This window comes from Pelagihabitans pacificus (genome assembly GCF_009371985.2).
Taxonomy (GTDB): Bacteria; Bacteroidota; Bacteroidia; order Flavobacteriales; family Flavobacteriaceae; genus Pelagihabitans; species Pelagihabitans pacificus.
The window spans coordinates 533,423-550,616 of the sequence record NZ_VIKU02000001.1 but is presented as its reverse complement, the minus strand read 5'-3'; the positions used below and the strand labels follow the sequence as shown (position 1 = coordinate 550,616).

The 17,194-nt window shown below is 46.5% G+C and carries 18 protein-coding genes; 14 read left to right on the top strand and 4 right to left on the bottom strand.

The window, feature by feature from the left end; translation table 11 throughout:
- Positions 1-83: 83 nt before the first annotated feature.
- The 3 genes from ffh (at position 84) to FK220_RS02425 (ending at position 2,817) form a co-directional block, all read left to right on the top strand.
- Positions 84-1,421, top strand: a complete 1,338-nt coding sequence (ffh, locus tag FK220_RS02435; RefSeq protein ID WP_152572684.1) for a signal recognition particle protein — start codon at positions 84-86, stop codon at positions 1,419-1,421.
- Between the two features lie 80 nt (positions 1,422-1,501).
- Positions 1,502-1,876 carry a four helix bundle protein gene (locus tag FK220_RS02430; RefSeq protein WP_152572683.1) on the top strand — a complete coding sequence of 125 codons (375 nt, stop codon included), beginning with the start codon at positions 1,502-1,504 and terminating at the stop codon, positions 1,874-1,876.
- Positions 1,877-1,926: 50 nt separating this feature from the next.
- Entirely contained in the window at positions 1,927-2,817 is an 891-nt protein-coding gene (locus FK220_RS02425; RefSeq protein WP_152572682.1) for a bifunctional 5,10-methylenetetrahydrofolate dehydrogenase/5,10-methenyltetrahydrofolate cyclohydrolase, read from the top strand.
- Positions 2,818-2,867: 50 nt separating this feature from the next.
- Here FK220_RS02425 and FK220_RS02420 read toward each other — a convergent pair whose 3' ends face one another.
- Positions 2,868-3,023 (bottom strand): hypothetical protein, encoded by a 156-nt coding sequence (locus tag FK220_RS02420; protein ID WP_166204743.1) that lies wholly within the window; start codon positions 3,021-3,023, stop codon positions 2,868-2,870.
- A 119-nt stretch (positions 3,024-3,142) separates the two neighbouring features.
- Between FK220_RS02420 and FK220_RS02415 the strand changes: the two genes are divergently transcribed.
- From FK220_RS02415 to FK220_RS02370, 10 genes are all read left to right on the top strand, one after another.
- The gene (locus FK220_RS02415) at positions 3,143-4,879 is read left to right on the top strand and encodes an alpha/beta hydrolase-fold protein (protein ID WP_152572681.1); all 1,737 of its coding nucleotides are present in this window, start codon (positions 3,143-3,145) and stop codon (positions 4,877-4,879) included.
- A 174-nt stretch (positions 4,880-5,053) separates the two neighbouring features.
- Positions 5,054-5,818 (top strand): LytTR family DNA-binding domain-containing protein, encoded by a 765-nt coding sequence (locus FK220_RS02410; RefSeq protein ID WP_152572680.1) that lies wholly within the window; start codon positions 5,054-5,056, stop codon positions 5,816-5,818.
- 90 nt (positions 5,819-5,908) lie between these two features.
- Positions 5,909-6,979, top strand: a complete 1,071-nt coding sequence (locus FK220_RS02405) for a serine hydrolase domain-containing protein (RefSeq protein WP_152572679.1) — start codon at positions 5,909-5,911, stop codon at positions 6,977-6,979.
- Between the two features lie 258 nt (positions 6,980-7,237).
- Complete coding sequence (locus FK220_RS02400) at positions 7,238-7,858, top strand: DUF2306 domain-containing protein (protein WP_152572678.1); 621 nt, start codon at positions 7,238-7,240, stop codon at positions 7,856-7,858.
- 39 nt (positions 7,859-7,897) lie between these two features.
- Positions 7,898-8,221: a hypothetical protein gene (locus tag FK220_RS02395; RefSeq protein ID WP_152572677.1), complete on the top strand. Its 324-nt coding sequence runs from the start codon at positions 7,898-7,900 to the stop codon at positions 8,219-8,221.
- A gap of 579 nt (positions 8,222-8,800) precedes the next feature.
- Entirely contained in the window at positions 8,801-9,850 is a 1,050-nt protein-coding gene (locus FK220_RS02390; protein ID WP_238718873.1) for a glycoside hydrolase family 43 protein, read from the top strand.
- A 70-nt stretch (positions 9,851-9,920) separates the two neighbouring features.
- Positions 9,921-10,778 carry an alpha/beta hydrolase gene (locus FK220_RS02385; RefSeq protein WP_152572676.1) on the top strand — a complete coding sequence of 286 codons (858 nt, stop codon included), beginning with the start codon at positions 9,921-9,923 and terminating at the stop codon, positions 10,776-10,778.
- Positions 10,779-10,799: 21 nt separating this feature from the next.
- Entirely contained in the window at positions 10,800-12,743 is a 1,944-nt protein-coding gene (locus tag FK220_RS02380; protein ID WP_152572675.1) for a S9 family peptidase, read from the top strand.
- A 26-nt stretch (positions 12,744-12,769) separates the two neighbouring features.
- Positions 12,770-12,958: a hypothetical protein gene (locus tag FK220_RS02375; protein ID WP_152572674.1), complete on the top strand. Its 189-nt coding sequence runs from the start codon at positions 12,770-12,772 to the stop codon at positions 12,956-12,958.
- A gap of 1 nt (position 12,959) precedes the next feature.
- On the top strand, positions 12,960-13,931 hold the full coding sequence (locus tag FK220_RS02370) for an aldo/keto reductase (protein WP_152572673.1): 972 nt from the start codon (positions 12,960-12,962) through the stop codon (positions 13,929-13,931).
- A gap of 65 nt (positions 13,932-13,996) precedes the next feature.
- Here the strand turns inward: FK220_RS02370 and FK220_RS02365 are convergent, their stop codons facing one another.
- Both FK220_RS02365 and FK220_RS02360 read right to left on the bottom strand, forming a co-directional pair.
- Positions 13,997-14,422 (bottom strand): VOC family protein, encoded by a 426-nt coding sequence (locus tag FK220_RS02365; RefSeq protein WP_152572672.1) that lies wholly within the window; start codon positions 14,420-14,422, stop codon positions 13,997-13,999.
- Between the two features lie 80 nt (positions 14,423-14,502).
- Positions 14,503-15,366, bottom strand: a complete 864-nt coding sequence (locus tag FK220_RS02360) for an alpha/beta fold hydrolase (protein WP_238718872.1) — start codon at positions 15,364-15,366, stop codon at positions 14,503-14,505.
- 398 nt (positions 15,367-15,764) lie between these two features.
- Between FK220_RS02360 and FK220_RS02355 the strand changes: the two genes are divergently transcribed.
- Positions 15,765-16,124 (top strand): winged helix-turn-helix transcriptional regulator, encoded by a 360-nt coding sequence (locus FK220_RS02355; RefSeq protein ID WP_238718871.1) that lies wholly within the window; start codon positions 15,765-15,767, stop codon positions 16,122-16,124.
- A gap of 20 nt (positions 16,125-16,144) precedes the next feature.
- On the opposite strand, the gene FK220_RS02350 is transcribed toward FK220_RS02355, so the two are convergent.
- Positions 16,145-17,107: a YybH family protein gene (locus tag FK220_RS02350; RefSeq protein ID WP_152572670.1), complete on the bottom strand. Its 963-nt coding sequence runs from the start codon at positions 17,105-17,107 to the stop codon at positions 16,145-16,147.
- Positions 17,108-17,194 lie beyond the last annotated feature (87 nt).

Sequence of the window (17,194 nt, the reverse complement as noted above, 5' to 3'; positions counted from 1 at the left end):
GGAGGGACATATTTTTTGGGTAGTTTCCTCCTTGTTCCCATGGTTATTATTAAATTTGCTTTTCTTCAAAATCAAGCAAGACGATGTTCGATAATTTAAGTGAAAAGCTCGATAAGGCACTACATGTTCTTAAGGGACATGGGCAAATAACTGAAATTAATGTGGCGGAGACTACTAAGGAGGTCCGCAGGGCCTTATTGGATGCCGATGTCAATTTCAAGATTGCCAAGGAATTTACCAATCGGGTAAAGGAAAAGGCCTTGGGTCAGAACGTACTGACGACCCTACAGCCGGGCCAATTGATGGTGAAGATCGTTAAGGACGAACTTACCGAATTAATGGGCGGCGAAACCGAGGGGATCAATCTATCGGGAAATCCATCGGTCATTTTGATGTCCGGGTTACAAGGTTCCGGTAAGACCACCTTTTCTGGTAAACTGGCGAATTTCCTAAAGAAAAAGAAGTCCAAGAACCCCCTGTTGGTCGCATGCGACGTATACCGACCCGCGGCCATCGACCAGTTGCACGTGGTCGGGGACCAGATTGGGGTAGAGGTCTATTCCGATAAAGGTAATTCAGATCCGGTGGCTATCGCGAAAGCGGGGATCGACCACGCCAAACAAAACGGGTATAATGTCGTAATTATCGATACCGCAGGCCGTTTGGCCGTAGATGAAAAGATGATGGACGAGATTTCGGACATCCATAAAGCCATACAGCCCCAGGAAACCCTCTTCGTAGTAGATTCCATGACAGGGCAAGATGCCGTCAATACCGCCAAGGCCTTTAACGACATCTTGAATTTTGATGGGGTGATCCTTACCAAATTGGACGGTGATACCCGTGGCGGTGCCGCAATCTCGATTAAATCAGTAGTTGATAAACCGATTAAGTTTATCGGAACAGGGGAAAAGATGGAAGCCATCGATGTCTTCCATCCTTCTAGAATGGCCGATCGTATCCTAGGTATGGGCGATGTGATTTCATTGGTAGAACGGGCACAGGAACAGTTTGATGAAGAGGAGGCTCGAAAAATCCAAAAGAAGATTGCCAAGAATAAGTTCGGTTTCGATGATTTCCTGAGCCAGATTCAACAGATCAAGAAGATGGGGAACATCAAAGATTTGATGGGAATGATTCCAGGTGCTGGAAAAGCGCTTAAGGGATTGGATATCGATGACGATGCATTCAAGCATATCGAGGCCATTATACACTCAATGACACCCGATGAACGCTCGAATCCGTCAAAACTGAACGCAAGTCGTAAGAAAAGAATCGCAAAAGGGAGTGGCCGTACCATTCAAGAAGTAAACCAGTTGTTAAAGCAATTCGACCAAATGGGTAAAATGATGAAAATGATGCAAGGCGGCGGCGGTAAAAAAATGATGCAGATGATGGGAGGCATGAAGGGGATGCGGTAGCAGTTTGCATTTCGCAGTGGCAGTTGGCAGTGGTGGTATACATGAGCAGTGGCAATTATGACCTTATCTTATGCTGGGAAATGAGTTTTAAAACATTAGGGGGATATAAAAAAGCATTTTCATTGGCAATGAGAGTGTTTGAAGTTTCAAAAGCCTTCCCCAGGGAAGAGACATACTCGTTAACAGACCAAATACGAAGATCTTCGAGGTCTGTATGCGCAAATATGTCGGAAGCATGCAGAAAAAGGAGATATGTAAAGCATTGGATTAGTAAATTAACCGATTCTGATGGGGAGAATTCAGAGACCTTAGTATGGCTCGATTTTGTGAAGGCTAGTAAGTACATTAATGAAGAAACATACTACCAGCTTACTGAACAAAGTGAAGAGGTCGGTAAGCTCATTAACTATATGATCAATAATCCAGGTAAGTTTGGAGTAAAGCCGTTAGAATAAATTTACCTCTGACACAAACTGCAAACTGCCACTGCCAACTGAAGACTGAAATGAAAATACTAGACGGAAGAAAAATATCCAACCAGATTAAGGAAGAAATCGCTGCCGAGGTTGCGAAGATGAAAGAACGGGGTGAAAAAGTACCACATCTAGCCGCTGTTCTAGTCGGAAACGACGGGGCTAGCCTTACCTACGTGGGAAGCAAGGTGCGTTCCTGTAAAAAAATCGGTTTCGAATCGACCTTGATACAGATGCCGAGCACCACCTCAGAACTGGAACTCCTTAAAAAAATCGACGAGCTGAATCAAAACAATGACATCGACGGTTTTATCGTACAGTTACCATTGCCAGATCAAATCGATACCCAAGAAGTAATCATGGCCATTGACCCCGACAAGGATGTCGACGGGTTTCACCCAACGAACTTCGGGAAAATGGCATTGGACATGAGCACTTTCATTCCAGCGACACCCTTCGGTATTTTGGAACTATTGGAACGCTACAAGGTAGATACCAAGGGCAAGCATACAGTGGTCATCGGACGCAGCCATATCGTTGGGCGACCTATGAGCATCTTGATGTCCCGCAAAGGTTGGCCCGGCAATTCTACCGTTACCTTAACGCATAGTCATACCAAAAACATCAAGGACATCGTTTCCCAGGCCGATATCGTGATATCTGCCTTGGGGGTTCCCAACTTTTTGAAAGCCGATATGGTAAAGGAGGGCGCGGTGGTCATAGATGTGGGCATCACACGCGTTCCCGATGATACCAAGGAAAAGGGGTATTATATTACCGGAGACGTCGATTTCGAGGATGTAAGCAAGAAGGCATCCTTTATTACCCCGGTACCCGGTGGTGTAGGGCCTATGACCATTGCCATGCTCTTGAAGAATACCCTGTTGGCACGTGAACGCCATCGGAGTAGGGGCAAGAGCTGACCTGCCTTGGTAAGGACCACTGGAGCGATACTACATTGTTGATGGCATCGTCACTGCCTTTGTCCATATTCAATAGGGTTCTTTGAACTTGATTCGTCTTCTTCCGGAGTGAGGACCTCCAGATCGGTGTATTCCTCATCATTGATACAGCTCGAGGTCGAGAAGGTGAAAGTGAAGATAAGTAAGGCACAAAATAGCTTCTTCATCTTAGTGGTATTAGGAAGGTTAAAACAAGAATTCGGGTTTTTTCTACAACGCTCGAATTTGGATTTTGGTATTTGGAATTTCCCCGAAAAGCCCTACCTTTTCTACAAATAGCCAGACGATGAAAAAAGTCCTACCGCTTTGCACGCTCCTATTAATCGGTTTCATAGGGTGCCAACCCAAGACCAAAAAGAAATCCGAATTCGCTATAAAGGTTTCCTTTTCCGAGGCTGCCAGTGACCAGGCCAAGGACGGTCGACTGTTATTGATGCTCTCCAACAACGAGGAAAAGGAACCCCGTTTCCAGATTAATGACGGACTCAACACCCAATTGATTTTTGGTATGAATGTGGATGGCATGGTGGCAGGGGAACAGAAGGCATTTGACGATTCTGTCTTTGGTTTTCCCTATCCAAGCTTGGCCGAGGTACCCCCCGGTGAGTATCAAGTACAGGCCTTATTGCACGTGTATGAGACTTTTGACCTCTCTACCGGGCAGACCGTTAAATTACCGATGGACAATGGGGAAGGCCAACAATGGAATCGCTCCCCAGGAAATCTCTATAGCAAGCCTTTTAAGATAACCGTGACCGAAAGTGGTATACCGGATGTGGAAGTTGTTATGGATCAGATAATTCCTCCTATCGAAGAACCCGAGGACACCGAATGGATTAAACACATCAAAATCAAATCTGAAAAGCTATCGGAATATTGGGGTAGGGATATGTACCTGGGGGCCCATGTACTTCTTCCGAAAGGATTCGAAGAACATTCCGAGGCAAAGTATCCTTTGATGGTGTTTCATGGTCATTTCCCCTCCGACTTTGGCGGTTTCCGAACCACTCCGCCCGATTCGAACCTGGAGCCGGAGTATTCCGATCGCTTTCAATTGGAAGGCTATAACATCATACAACAGCAAGAAGCCTATGATTTTTACAAACGTTGGAACGAACCCGATTTCCCACGTTTTCTAATTATTGAGATTCAGCATCCCACCCCTTATTATGACGATAGCTATGCGGTCAACTCCGCCAGTCAGGGTCCTTATGGTGATGCCATCACCTACGAGTTGATCCCCTATATCGAAAAAGAGTTTCGGGGCATCGGTGAGGGCTGGTCCCGCTTCTTATATGGAGGTTCCACGGGAGGTTGGGAAGCTTTGGCCGTGCAGGTGAAATATCCGGAGGAGTACAACGGCTGCTTTGCCGCCTGTCCCGATCCCATCGATTTTCGCGCGTATTGCCTCACTAATATTTACGAGGATAAAAACGCCTATTATTACGACAGCGACCATAAGCAACTGGAAGTGCCCAGTCATCGTGATTACCTCGGTCATGTGCAATCGACCCTTCGGGAAGGCAATCATCTGGAGTTGGTCCTAGGCGATAAAAGTCGATCGGGACAACAGTGGGATATTTGGGAAGCTACGTATTCCCCTCAGGGCGAAGACGGTTATCCGGTGCGTATCTGGGACAAGATGACAGGCGATATCGACCACCAAGTGGCTGAATACTGGAAGGAGAATTACGATCTTCGATATATTCTTGAGCGCGATTGGGATCGATTGGGGGAAAAGCTTCGTGGCAAGATCCATATCTATTGCGGTGATATGGATAATTACTATTTGAACAATGCCGTTTACCTGATGGAAGATTTTTTGGAAAGCACTACCGACCCTTACTATGGGGGCGAGGTGTTATATGGGGACCGGGCCGAGCATTGCTGGAATGGCGACCCGGAATTGCCCAATGCCATCAGCCGCCTGCGCTACAACAGCATGTACGTTCCCAAGATCATGAAACGAATTGCGGAAAGTGCGCCTAAGGGGGCGGATCTGACCAGTTGGCGGTACCGGTAGTTTGTGCACAATACATACCAAGTATCGAAGCGGATATCTTAGACTGGCTATAGCTCGTGATGATAAATTTAGGTCTGTATCGAAGCTGGCGCTTTAGGTAATGGCCGCGTCATGATTTGACATTTTGTGTAAACCAAGTATCTTGCTGATTCAAAAGTATATAGTATCCTATACATGATGTCTCCCTTACAGTTGAATACCTCCTATAAATACCATGCTTTGGTCGCTTTTGGAATCAGCCTTTGGTTGGTAATTTTCCTAGTGGTGATTGCACCCTTCGATGCCGCCGACCTGTCTTTTCGAATTCGATTACAAATCTTGCCGTTTTATGGGGTTATTTCATTTTTGTGCTATATGCTGCTGGTTCCCCTGCAAAATTGGATTTTTAAGAAAAAGGGGAAATGGACGATCGTCTTGGAAATTCTATTTGTCGTCCTGTATAATTTGATTGCACTGTTCGGATGCTTTGCCTACTACCAATCGGATGTAATCAACGGCGATTATCCTTTTGAAAAGTTTACCTTCGAAGTATATTACCCCATTTTCTTTATCCTTTTGTCAATCCTTATTTTTGCGCGTTGGTTCTTAAATCGTAAAGTACGGGGTCTTCCAACCGGACAACTTATTATAAAAGGGGATAACAAGTTGGACGTTTTGAAAATCTGCCCTACCGATCTCGTCTGTGTTTCCAGTGCCGATAACTATGTAGAGGTCTGCTTCCTAAAAGAAAACCGAGCACAAAGAAAGTTGCTTCGAACTACCCTAAAGAATGTTCAGGCCCAAGTCCCCGATCTAGTGAGGGTGCACCGCTCCCATTTGATCAATCCAATCCATTTTAAAGAATGGAAAGGAACCAACACCATTGCCCTTACCCAGATGGAAGTCCCTGTTTCCAAAAACTATAAGGAAGCTATTTTGGACGTCGTCCTTCGTCCCTAAAAACCGCAAGTTTATCCCAAACCCCTTAAAATTTAGGACAAAATAAGCGCTCCTCTTTAGTTTTGATCATCAACAAAAAATAAATACGTGATGTCAAAGTATGTAGTGCTAGTAGTGGCCGTTTCCATTTTCCATTTCGGAACCGCCCAAAATAACGAAGCCGATAGCCTTTTACGGCAGCTGGTTTCCAAAAAGCATGTTGTAGGGGCTTCCGCGGGCTATTCGGTCGGTGGTGAAATCTTATGGCAACAGGCCGTGGGCTATGCAGACCGGGAGGCGGATAAGAAGTTTGAGCTTCAAACGATTACCAGGCCTGCTTCGATTGCCAAACCGATGACGGCCATTGCCGTGATGCAACTGGTAGAGCAGGGAAAGGTGGATTTGGATGCGCCGATTCAGACCTATATTCCGTCCTATCCCAAACAGCCCAAGACCCAGATTACCCCCAGGCAGTTGTTGTCGCATACCTCAGGGATAGATGGCTATAAGAATGTAAGGGAAGCACAGACTACAAAAAATTATGAAGACTTGACAGCGGCCGTTGCCGTCTTTCAGGACCGAAAGCTACTCTTCGAGCCGGGCACGCGCTATAGCTATAGCACCTATGGCTATGTAGTTTTGGGATTACTGATTGAAAAAGTCTCCGGGGACACCTATGAAAACTACATGAAGAAAAATATTTTGGACAAAGCAGGAATGCAGCACACGGGAGTTGAAAAATACGGGGTACCCGTTGAGAACAAATCGAAACTCTATCAGTGGGGTAAAAAAGGCAAAATTACCGAGGAAGCGCCCAACAATCTGAGTAATCGCATCCCGGCCGGAGGTTTTTATACGACCATGGGAGACCTATTGAAATTTGGCCATGCGGTGTTGAACCACACCTTGGTCAGTAAGGCTACCCTGGAGTTGATGGGGAAACACCATAGCTTGGAAAAAGAAAACAATGGCTATGGCTTTGGCTGGTTTTTGTACGGCAAAAAGCCAAACGAAGGGGCGATTTTAGGGCACAGTGGAACACAGACCGGATCCTCTTCCCAGCTTTTTATTGTTCCTAGCAAACAGGCGGTGGTCGTGGTACTGGCCAACACCTCGAGATCTTGGCAAGCGGTCATCGGAACAGCTGCCCAACTGATGAACTTGGCGCTACCAAAAGACTAAGCGTAGGTCTTCCAACATAGTTTTCCCGTTGCCAACCTAAGAGCCAATTTTTTGATGGGTACGAACTGAAGCACGGTGTGTGGTTCCAAGGTAATATTGCATTCATAAAGGACTGACCAAAAAAAAAGTCTAAATTCACTAACTTTAACTGGTGTTCTTGTACGCTTTACGTTTTTGCTAGGGCTCGAATCACAGGAAGTAGATGGGTCATGACCCACTGGTGAAATCATCCAGGCCGGGACCCAATAACCCTAAACCATGAATACCACTAACAAAGTAGCCTGGTTCGTTTTCGCGGTTTTGGCCATCTGTATCGGCCTGTATCCGACGATGTACCTTTTTATAGATAGGGATATCGGGTTGTTGGCTTCCAAGAGCGATGCCCTCTTGGCAAATCCGGCATGGAATATCGGTTTTTACGGTCATATCTTTTTTGGTGGACTGGCCTTGTTGGTCGGCTGGTCGCAGTTCAGTAAACGATGGCGAAATTCCTACCTGCAAGCGCATCGTACGATTGGAAAGATTTATGTGGTCGCTGCCTTGATCAGTGGTATTTGTGGGATATTCATCGCTTTCTATGCTACGGGTGGTATTATAAGTATGCTGGGCTTTTTATGCTTGGGTGTTTTTTGGGTATTCACGACCGGTAAGGCCTATTTGGCCATTCGAAAAGGGGATATTTCGCTACACCAAGGCTTTATGATCTACAGTTATGCGGCCTGTTTTGCCGCGGTCACCTTACGCATTTGGTTGCCATTGCTGACCATTGCCCTCAGCGATTTTGTCACCGCCTATCGCATTGTGGCCTGGCTCTGTTGGGTGCCGAACATAGTTTTCGCCTTTGTTTGGATACGTAGAAAAGGTCTTATCATTGGATAACCGTTATAGAAATAGGTAGACTTTGGTAAAGAAAACGGTATGTGGAAAGAAAAACTAAAAATCTACGACGCCCTAGTGGCCAAATGCCCCCGATTTGAACGCAAGGGAAAGACAATGCCCTATACCTCGGCCAACGGTTATATGTTTTCGGCACTTAACAAGGCAGGCGAAATCGGCATCCGATTTGATAACGAACGACAGGAACAGCTGATGAACGAATGGGGCAGCACGCTCTACAAATCCTATGGAGCGGTAATGAAAGGCTATGTCCTGGTGCCCGAGTCGATGCTGGCCGATTTGGATGCCCTGGCAGCCTACCTCGATGAAAGCTACGACTACGTCATGACCCTGGAACCTAAATAACCTGACCTTCCCAAGAGGCTTTTTGGCTACTAACCGCCCAACAAGTTTAATGATGGGCATTAGTCTGTTTCAGGAACGATTCGCCATAGAGCCGTCTGAGGGGCCATCGGTAACTTAGGCAACGGTACGATTTTTCCCGAATTACGATATAGAAGGCGTTTCTTATTTAAAAACCCGATGATAAAGGGTCCTAAGTACTTTGTAAAACCGGTTGTCGTGGTTCGTCTTATTCCAATAATCGGTCAAATCGAAGGAAAAAGGAATCGTCTGATATATGGATGGATGATATTTATACTCTTTCATTTGGGGGTACAATTTATTTGTGCTGCAAAGTTCAAACAAGCTTTTTGGAAGAAGTGCAACAGAATTTTCCAAAATATGTGCTATTTTACCCCTTCTTCCTATAAATAGCCAATTTATAGTTAAAATAGAACGTTTGTGGTCTTGGGATAAAAAAATATGGTCTTAAAGGAGTGTTTGCCCTTAACGTTTCAAATCGACGAAACTAAGGTAAAGAAAAAACGAGGTGAATTCATACCTTTAGCACGACAGTAAACCTATCAAACAGAAAATTTCCGGATGAAATACATCACTTTGCTATGCTTGGGTATTTTGGTTTTGGATGGCTGCAAAGAGACTCCAAAAATGCAAGAAGCGAACAATCCTGCCCAAGAGGATGGCCTAACGGCCGGGAATCCCATCTTCCCAGGGTGGTACGCCGACCCCGAGGGTGTGGTTATCGGTGACGAATACTGGGTGTACCCTACCTATTCGGATGACTTTGAAAAACAGGTGTTTCTCGATGCCTTTTCCTCCGAGGACCTTGTGCATTGGCAAAAACATGCCCGCATTTTGGATACCACCATCATCAAATGGGCGCGGCAAGCGCTTTGGGCTCCCTCGATGATTGAAAAGGAGGGTCGCTATTTTCTTTTTTTTGGCGCCAATGACATACAGCGTCCCGGTCGACCTTCGTACGATCAGAACAACGATATCAATCATTTTGGAGGCATCGGGGTGGCCGTCGGGGACTCCCCTGCCGGACCTTTTACCGACTATTTGGGCAAACCTTTAATTTCCGACTTTTACAATGACGCCCAACCCATCGATCAGTTCGTTTTTAAGGATAAGGATGGTACCCATTACCTGTTTTACGGTGGCTGGGGTCATTGCAATTTAGGGAAGCTAAACAATGACTTTACCGGTTTTATCCCTTGGGACGATAGTTCCCTTTTCAGGGAGGTGACCCCGGAAGGTTATGTGGAAGGTCCTTTTCTATTCCTACGAAACGATATCTATTATTTTATGTGGTCCGAAGGCAATTGGACCGATGGCAGCTATAAAGTGGCCTATGCGATGGCCGATGCGGCTACTGGTCCATATACCCGTGTCGGTACCATCTTGGAATCCGACCCCAGGATAGCAACCGGTGCCGGGCACCATTCCGTCATCAATATCCCGGATACCGATGAGTGGATCATGGTATATCACCGTCGTCCGATTCCCAATAAGGACCGCGACCATCGCGTTACCTGTATGGACCGGATGGAATTCAATTCCGATGGTACCATCCGACCGGTACAAATGACGTTCGAAGGGGTCACATCGGCACTGCTTCCCAGGCGATGATCAGTACAGCCATTTGTTTGCCCGATAGGATTTCTTATCTTGTATTCCGCATAGATTAACCCGCTACAAAATGAAAAAGTTTGTGCTCACCTCCTTCTTGGCCCTAGGGATATGTTTTATGGTATTCGGACAGACCGGAAAAGTCTATGATAACCTTTCACTCACCAGTAAGATCCTCGGTATGGAACGGAACTATGCGGTGTACCTCCCTCCCGATTACGGGACCTCGGAACGCAGTTATCCGGTTTTGTACCTGCTACACGGTGCCACTGACGACCACACGGGATGGGTGCAGTTTGGGGAAGTACTGCATATTGCCGACAAGGCCATTCAAGAGGGAGCTGCGACCCCCATGGTCATTATAATGCCCGATGCCGACACAGGGCGGATGGGATACTTTAACCAAGGGGATTGGAAGTATGAGGATTTTTTCTTTCAGGAGTTGATGCCCCATGTCGAGCAAAAGTACCGAATCAAGGGAGAAAAAAGATATCGTGCCGTGGCCGGACTCTCCATGGGCGGGGGCGGATCGTTCATGTACGCCTTGCACCATCCGGAACTGTTTTCATCGGCCTGCCCTTTGAGCGCCTATGTGGGGCCCCTTACAATCGGGGATTTGAGGGAACGCCTAAAACGGACGGACACCAAGTTTACCGAGGCGGAAATCGAGAAGTATTTCAAAAGGCACAATGCCTTGGAATTGCTGAAGACCGTCCCTGTGGCCGACGTGAAATCCGTTCGCTGGTACATCGATTGTGGCGATGACGATTTTCTGTACGAGGGCAATAGTCTGGTGCACATTGCCATGAAAAAGAAGGAGATTCCACATGAATATCGGGTACGCGATGGCGGGCACAGCTGGACCTATTGGCGAGAGTCGCTTCCTACCGTACTTCGGTTCGTATCCGATGCATTTCATCAATATTAATAGTAATCTTAAAGCATATCCATGAAAAAAATACAGTTGATTTTGATGTTGGCACTATCGTGTTCTCTCCTGGCCCAAGCCCAAGAGCGTCGTGAAGTGGGAAACATGGTATTGGAGGAGGTACCCCCAATCCCCGAAACCATTAAAGAACGGATCCAACAATATCAGAACACACGATCGGCCTCCTTTGCCGATTGGATACCGGGTGATAAGGGGATTCTGATGGCTACCCGTTTTGGTAATACGACCCAGTTACACAAGCTTGAAAAGCCGGGCTCCGCCAGAAGCCAGATTACTTTTTTTAACGAGCCGGTGGGCGGAGGAACCTTTTGTCCGCACACCGATTACAACGGTTTTCTATTTACAAAAGACAGTGGGGGCAATGAATTTTCCCAGATTTACTGGTATGATATGGATACCAGAAACTCGACCATGCTGAGCGATGGCGAATCGGTCAACCTCGGCTTGAACTGGTCGAACAAGGGAGACCAGTTTGCCTTTACCTCCAGCCGTAGGAACAAAAAGGATTTTGATGTCTATATATCGAATATGGCCGACCCGAAAAAGGCCGAAATCAAGATCGATAAGGGTAATGGCTACTGGATTACCGCAGACTGGTCGCCCGACGATTCCAAATTGCTGGTATTACAATACTTATCGAGTACCAAATCGAATTCCTACATATTCGACCTGAAAACCAATGAACTGAGCCCTTTGAACAATGCCGAAAACGAAGCGGTTTTTTTAGCCTTGGCATGGAACAAAGAAGGAAATAAGATTTATGCGGTGTCCGATGCCGGAAGAGAATTCCAAACCTTGGTCCAGGTCGATGTTGCCTCTGGGAAGATGACCTATCTGACCGAATCGATTCCGTGGGATATTGATGAATTTGCTGTCAATAAAGAACGAACAAAGGCAGCCTTCACGGCCAACGAAAATGGATACGCACAACTGTATCTGATGGATTTGGGGGATAACAGCTACTCCAAGGTGGGAAGTCTTCCGGTAGGGCAGATCTATGGATTGTCGTTTCATCCGGAAAAAGAGCAACTGGCATTGGTCTTAAATACGACAAAAACGCCAGGCGATATCCACACCTTAGACCTGAATACCATGGCCCTTACCCGTTGGACCTATAGCGAGGTGGGCGGATTGGATACCGAGTCGTTCCCCACAGCTGAATTGATACAGTATGAAACCTATGATGCAGTAGACGGCGACAAAAGAAAAATCCCAGCCTTCGTTTACAAACCTGAAAAGGGCGATGGTCCCTATCCAGTGCTGATTTCCATACACGGAGGACCGGAGGGGCAGCACGTCCCCTATTTTTCCTCATTTTATGCCTATCTGGTCAATGAGCTGGGCATTGCGGTAGTGGCCCCGAACGTGCGAGGTTCTTCGGGCTATGGGAAAAGCTATTTGAAATTGGATAACGGGTTCAACCGGGAAGATTCCGTCAAGGACATTGGAAAATTGATTGAGTGGGTCCAAGAACAACCCCAGTTTGATAGTGGGCGCATTGCGGTCTACGGTGGTTCGTACGGAGGGTACATGGTTTTATCCTCCATGTTCCATTACAACGACCAATTAAAATGTGGGGTAGACGTCGTGGGAATCAGTAATTTTGTGACCTTTTTGGAGAATACCGAGGAATACCGCAGGGATTTGCGACGCGCCGAATACGGTGATGAGCGAGATCCAAAAATGAGGGAGCATCTGCTCGCCATTTCGCCGACCTCCCATGTCGAGAAGATTACAAAACCCTTATTTGTAATACAAGGTGCCAACGATCCTAGGGTTCCTGCCTCCGAATCGGAGCAGATGGTACAGTCGATACGGGAGAATGAGGGTGCCGTTTGGTACATGTTGGCCAAGGACGAGGGCCACGGTTTTAGAAAGAAAGACAATCGGGACCGAATGACCGAGGCGATCGCCCTGTTTTTGAAGGAAAACCTAATTGATTAAGACCATCAGGGAAAGCAATTATTAAAATGAATGTAAAAAAACTGCTTGTGCAAGTGCTGGTGGCCATGGTACTTTTTGTCATCATATCGGTCATCCTGGAAAAGCAATATACGATGAATGTAGTACTGGATAAATCACAAAAGGCCGTGATTTTTGGAATTATCTACGGAATCATCATTTGGGCAGGGCAAAAATTTAGAAACAAAAAAGAATAAAATGAAGTATAGAAGATTTGGCAGAACCGATTGGCAGGTAAGTGAAATTGGCTACGGCATGTGGGGCATGGCCGGATGGACAGCGTCCGACGATGCCCAGTCGGCGAGATCGCTCGATTTGGCGGTAGAGAACGGAGTTAATTTTTTTGATACGGCCTGGGGCTATGGTGAAGGGCATAGTGAGGAGTTGTTGGGGCAGTTGGTACGCCGACATCCCACCAAAAAACTATATACGGCCAGTAAAATCCCTCCCAAAAATTTTCAATGGCCGGCACGACCTGAGTATACCTTTGACGAATCGTACCCTACGTCCCATATTATGGAGTATACCGAAAAAACGCTCAAAAATTTGGGAGTGGAACAACTTGATTTGATGCAGTTTCATACTTGGGACGAGGGGTGGTCGCATCGTGAAGAGTGGCAACGTGCCGTGGAAGACCTAAAGACTTCGGGTAAGATTGCGGCCATGGGAATCAGTATGAACCGCTGGGAGCCCGAAAATGGTATCGAGGCGCTGAAAACGGGAAAAATCGATGCGGTACAGGTTATCTATAACATTTTTGACCAGGCACCGGAAGATGTGTTATTCCCCTTTTGCGATGAGAACGATATCGGGGTAATCGCGCGTGTTCCCTTCGATGAAGGTACTCTCACCGGTACTATCACCAAGGAGACCACTTTTCCTGAGGGCGACTGGCGCGGCACCTATTTTGTACCCGAAAACCTGATTTCAAGTGTAGAGCATGCCGATGCATTGCGACCGCTTGTACCGGATACTATGACCATGGCCGAAATGGCGCTCCGCTTTATTTTAATGAACGACACCGTGGGAACCGTTATTCCAGGAATGCGAAAGGCGCGTAACGTATTGGCCAATACGGCTACGAGTGATGGTAAGGGCCTATCCCCTGAATTGCATCAAGAATTGCGCAAACACCGTTGGGACCGAACCCCGACCGAATGGTCGCAGTGAGGGGGGTCAAAAGTTGTTGTTTCTTGGCTTGACGACAATTAACGGGCGGTAATTGGCAGATTCGCTTACTTCGCAAATAGCTGACCCATGTCTTTAAACGCCTTGAACTCCAGCGCATTTCCAGCGGGATCTTTAAAGAACATCGTCGCTTGTTCCCCTACCTGGCCTTCAAAACGAACGTAGGGTTCGATGATGAACCGCACCCCTTTTTCTTTTAATTCCCTTGAGAACGATTGGAAGGTATCCCATGGCAATACCACCCCGTAATGTGGTACCGGCACGTCGTGACCGTCTACGGGGTTGTGGTGCAACCCTTCGCTTTCGGTTTTGGGCTTGTAGTGGATGACCAGTTGATGCCCAAATAGGTTGAAATCGACCCAATGGTCGCTGCTGCGACCTTCCTCACAGTTCAGTACCTCGCGATAAAAGGCGCGGCACTCGGCTAGGTTGTGTACAGGGATTGCGATGTGGAATGGAGTGATAGTTTGCATAAAAGTATTCTTTACATCCGATAGGGACCGTTCATTTTTGGTATAAAGTTTTTTTGAAGCTCCCCGAAAATACACTATTGTCACGACTTTAGAAAGTCAATAATTTGGTTGCGCACCTTGTCTTGATGTAGCGAATGACCCAACCCCTTCGTCTTGACAAGCGTGCTGTCTTTCCAGTTGGCATGCACCTGTTCGGAGCACCGGATGGAAGCTATGGCGTCGAATTCGTCATGAATCAAGAGCCCTGGAACGGTCAGTGTTTTGGCGAATTTGGAAGTGGAGAAGTCGTTTGGCCGAAAGTTGAATTGGTAGTCAAAGTAGTTCTCCAGACTTTTAACGACTTTTTTGTTTAATCCCAAGGTAATTCGGTATTGCCTTAAGAAGTCCGATAGTTCGGAAGGGGCACCTAACGAAACCAGTTTTTCGATGTCCGGATTGTTGAATTTGTACTGGTTATAGATCATGGTCATGCCTCCCAACGAATGCCCGATGATGTATTTGGGCCGGTAGGTTTCGATGACCTTTTGGGCACACTCGGCGTACAGGGGTGCATTGAAAAGAGTACTACCGGAATAGCCGTGGGCAGGGGCGTCCATGGCAACGATATTAAAACCCTCGTTCTCCAGTTTGGGAATGAAGCTGCGCCATCGATAGGTATTGCTCTCCCAACCATGCATCAACAGTAGGGTGGGGCCTTTTCCTTGCCACCGATATGTCTGAATGTGAAGGTCGTTCACCTCCAAAATGGTATCTTTTGCCTTTTCCAAATACGATTTCTGCTGGGGTAGTACCTGCCCTTTTCGCGGCGTACAAAAGAGTCGGAAAGCTTTTTCCGTAGCCTTTTCATGGGAAAATAACGCCAACGTGTTGAAATAGTGGCCGTATGCTAAGGGAATATATTTATTTAGAAGCTGTTTCATTTCGATTGCGAAGATAGTTTTCATTGTATTTATTGGACTCGATGCTCTACGGCTTGTCCTCCCAACATCCGGTTTTCGGGTTCTTCCGCTTCAAGGAGCACCCATATGGACTTTCGAAACCCTTCGTTCCGCCTCGCCTTATATTTCACCCACAAACGGATGCTTTTTTTCTACAGTTCCCGTTTTTCTTTTCTCGATAATGCCCCCCGATAGCATGTAACGGTTGCAACTGGCCTCCGATTTTGTTCAAAGGAAAATATAAGTTACTTTTGGTAACCTGCTCTTTATTTCATATCGAAAATACAGCTTTTTTTGATTGCTCACTGCAGGTGATACGAACTATAGTAAGTATATAAATGGAAACTATTACTGAAAATCAGAAGCTTAAGGTCGCAAAAAAAATAAAAAAAATGTTCGGTCACATGAAACGGAGCGAAATGGAGTACTGTCCCATTCGGGATGTGATGGCGCTGGCATCTGACAAATGGAGTATCCTGATTATTTTGTATTTGGGTTATTATCCGGTGCTGCGCTTTAATCAATTAAAAAAGAAGGTCTATGGTATTTCGAACAAGGTGTTGAGCGAGCGCCTAAAGGTTTTGGAGTCGGACGGCTACCTCTCCCGAACCCTGTATCCCGAAGTGCCCATAAGGGTGGAATACGAATTGACCGATTTTGGGCATTCCTATCTGCAAAAAATATTGGACTTAAGCGAATGGGTAACCACTTACAGCGATCAGATCATGGCGAATCGTAAGAAGTATGCCAACGCTCAGGGTTGAGGGTTGAAAAATGAACGTCGTCAGTCAGCGACCCGGTTCCAGATGTCGAGGTACATTTTCCAATCGGGCCCCACTTTTTTCCAAACGATGACATATTTACCCTGCCAATCCGAAATTGTTCCATCCGTTGATTTGCTGGATCCTTTGTAGTAGCCATAGTCATAGGCGTAGTTCCCAATGATATTGATTTCTTCCGTGGTAGTTTTGTGATCCATGATTTGGACACCCTCCGGTAAGACCCATCGTTGTTTAATGGCCTCCTTCCCTTCGATAATGCGGGAATTGTTTGGAAAAATTTTTCCATCCTCCGTATAGATCGCGGCCATTCCATCGTAGTCTGCCTCCATATAGGCTTTTGAAAAGTTTTTGGCGGTCGCCAATATTTTTTGTTTCTCACGTGCGTCCGCTTTCGATTCCCTTTTTGTACACGATATTTTCCACGTAGGAAACACGACCGTCTCATCCTTGGAGACCCATTCTCCGGCCCACTGATATCCCTCGGAGTTGATATCGGAAAAGGTCAACCGATAAAAACCATCCATTCCGTTGGGGGCCTTTTGATTCCTGTACAACACTATGTTCCCCTCTTCATTCTTGGTGCCCTCCCAGACCGGTAAACTCGTAGAAGGCGCCCCGGAGCTGTAATAGTGTACGTACCAACGTGTACTATCCGCTATGAATTGTCTGATGCTTCCGGAATGTCCCCCGTCCGCTTTGAGCGTTTCATCCTGTACGGCCATCCCGTTCATGATGTATTTGAATCGCCAAACCATGTCCACCGGTTCGGCCCAAGTCTGGTCGGCTTTTCGTGTCACCGACTTACAGTCGCACTCCCCGATAAGTGGTGCAAAATCCAATAATTGCTGGGGCGCTTTCGGATTGGGGAGTCCGAAGGGATACTCCGATGAAGGTTCATATTCGTACTGCGCAAAGGCCATTAGGGAAAAGCAACTAAAAAGAAATGAAAGATAATTTGGCTTCATGATGCGGTCGTTTCGACACAATTTAATGAAATAGGATAGATGATGGCGATGTCTTTGGAATTAATTAACACCGTGTTCATTTGGGAT

Coding starts and splice junctions, on each gene's coding strand:
- FK220_RS02370 (WP_152572673.1), top strand. CDS start 12,960: ATGAAGTATAGAAGATTTGGCAGAACCGATTGGCAGGTAAGTGAAATT.
- FK220_RS02375 (WP_152572674.1), top strand. CDS start 12,770: ATGAATGTAAAAAAACTGCTTGTGCAAGTGCTGGTGGCCATGGTACTT.
- FK220_RS02390 (WP_238718873.1), top strand. CDS start 8,801: ATGAAATACATCACTTTGCTATGCTTGGGTATTTTGGTTTTGGATGGC.
- FK220_RS02360 (WP_238718872.1), bottom strand. CDS start 15,366: ATGAAAACTATCTTCGCAATCGAAATGAAACAGCTTCTAAATAAATAT.
- FK220_RS02430 (WP_152572683.1), top strand. CDS start 1,502: ATGAGTTTTAAAACATTAGGGGGATATAAAAAAGCATTTTCATTGGCA.
- FK220_RS02410 (WP_152572680.1), top strand. CDS start 5,054: ATGATGTCTCCCTTACAGTTGAATACCTCCTATAAATACCATGCTTTG.
- FK220_RS02400 (WP_152572678.1), top strand. CDS start 7,238: ATGAATACCACTAACAAAGTAGCCTGGTTCGTTTTCGCGGTTTTGGCC.
- FK220_RS02405 (WP_152572679.1), top strand. CDS start 5,909: ATGTCAAAGTATGTAGTGCTAGTAGTGGCCGTTTCCATTTTCCATTTC.
- FK220_RS02420 (WP_166204743.1), bottom strand. CDS start 3,023: ATGAAGAAGCTATTTTGTGCCTTACTTATCTTCACTTTCACCTTCTCG.
- FK220_RS02395 (WP_152572677.1), top strand. CDS start 7,898: ATGTGGAAAGAAAAACTAAAAATCTACGACGCCCTAGTGGCCAAATGC.
- FK220_RS02350 (WP_152572670.1), bottom strand. CDS start 17,107: ATGAAGCCAAATTATCTTTCATTTCTTTTTAGTTGCTTTTCCCTAATG.
- FK220_RS02385 (WP_152572676.1), top strand. CDS start 9,921: ATGAAAAAGTTTGTGCTCACCTCCTTCTTGGCCCTAGGGATATGTTTT.
- FK220_RS02355 (WP_238718871.1), top strand. CDS start 15,765: ATGAAACGGAGCGAAATGGAGTACTGTCCCATTCGGGATGTGATGGCG.
- FK220_RS02425 (WP_152572682.1), top strand. CDS start 1,927: ATGAAAATACTAGACGGAAGAAAAATATCCAACCAGATTAAGGAAGAA.
- FK220_RS02380 (WP_152572675.1), top strand. CDS start 10,800: ATGAAAAAAATACAGTTGATTTTGATGTTGGCACTATCGTGTTCTCTC.
- ffh (WP_152572684.1), top strand. CDS start 84: ATGTTCGATAATTTAAGTGAAAAGCTCGATAAGGCACTACATGTTCTT.
- FK220_RS02365 (WP_152572672.1), bottom strand. CDS start 14,422: ATGCAAACTATCACTCCATTCCACATCGCAATCCCTGTACACAACCTA.
- FK220_RS02415 (WP_152572681.1), top strand. CDS start 3,143: ATGAAAAAAGTCCTACCGCTTTGCACGCTCCTATTAATCGGTTTCATA.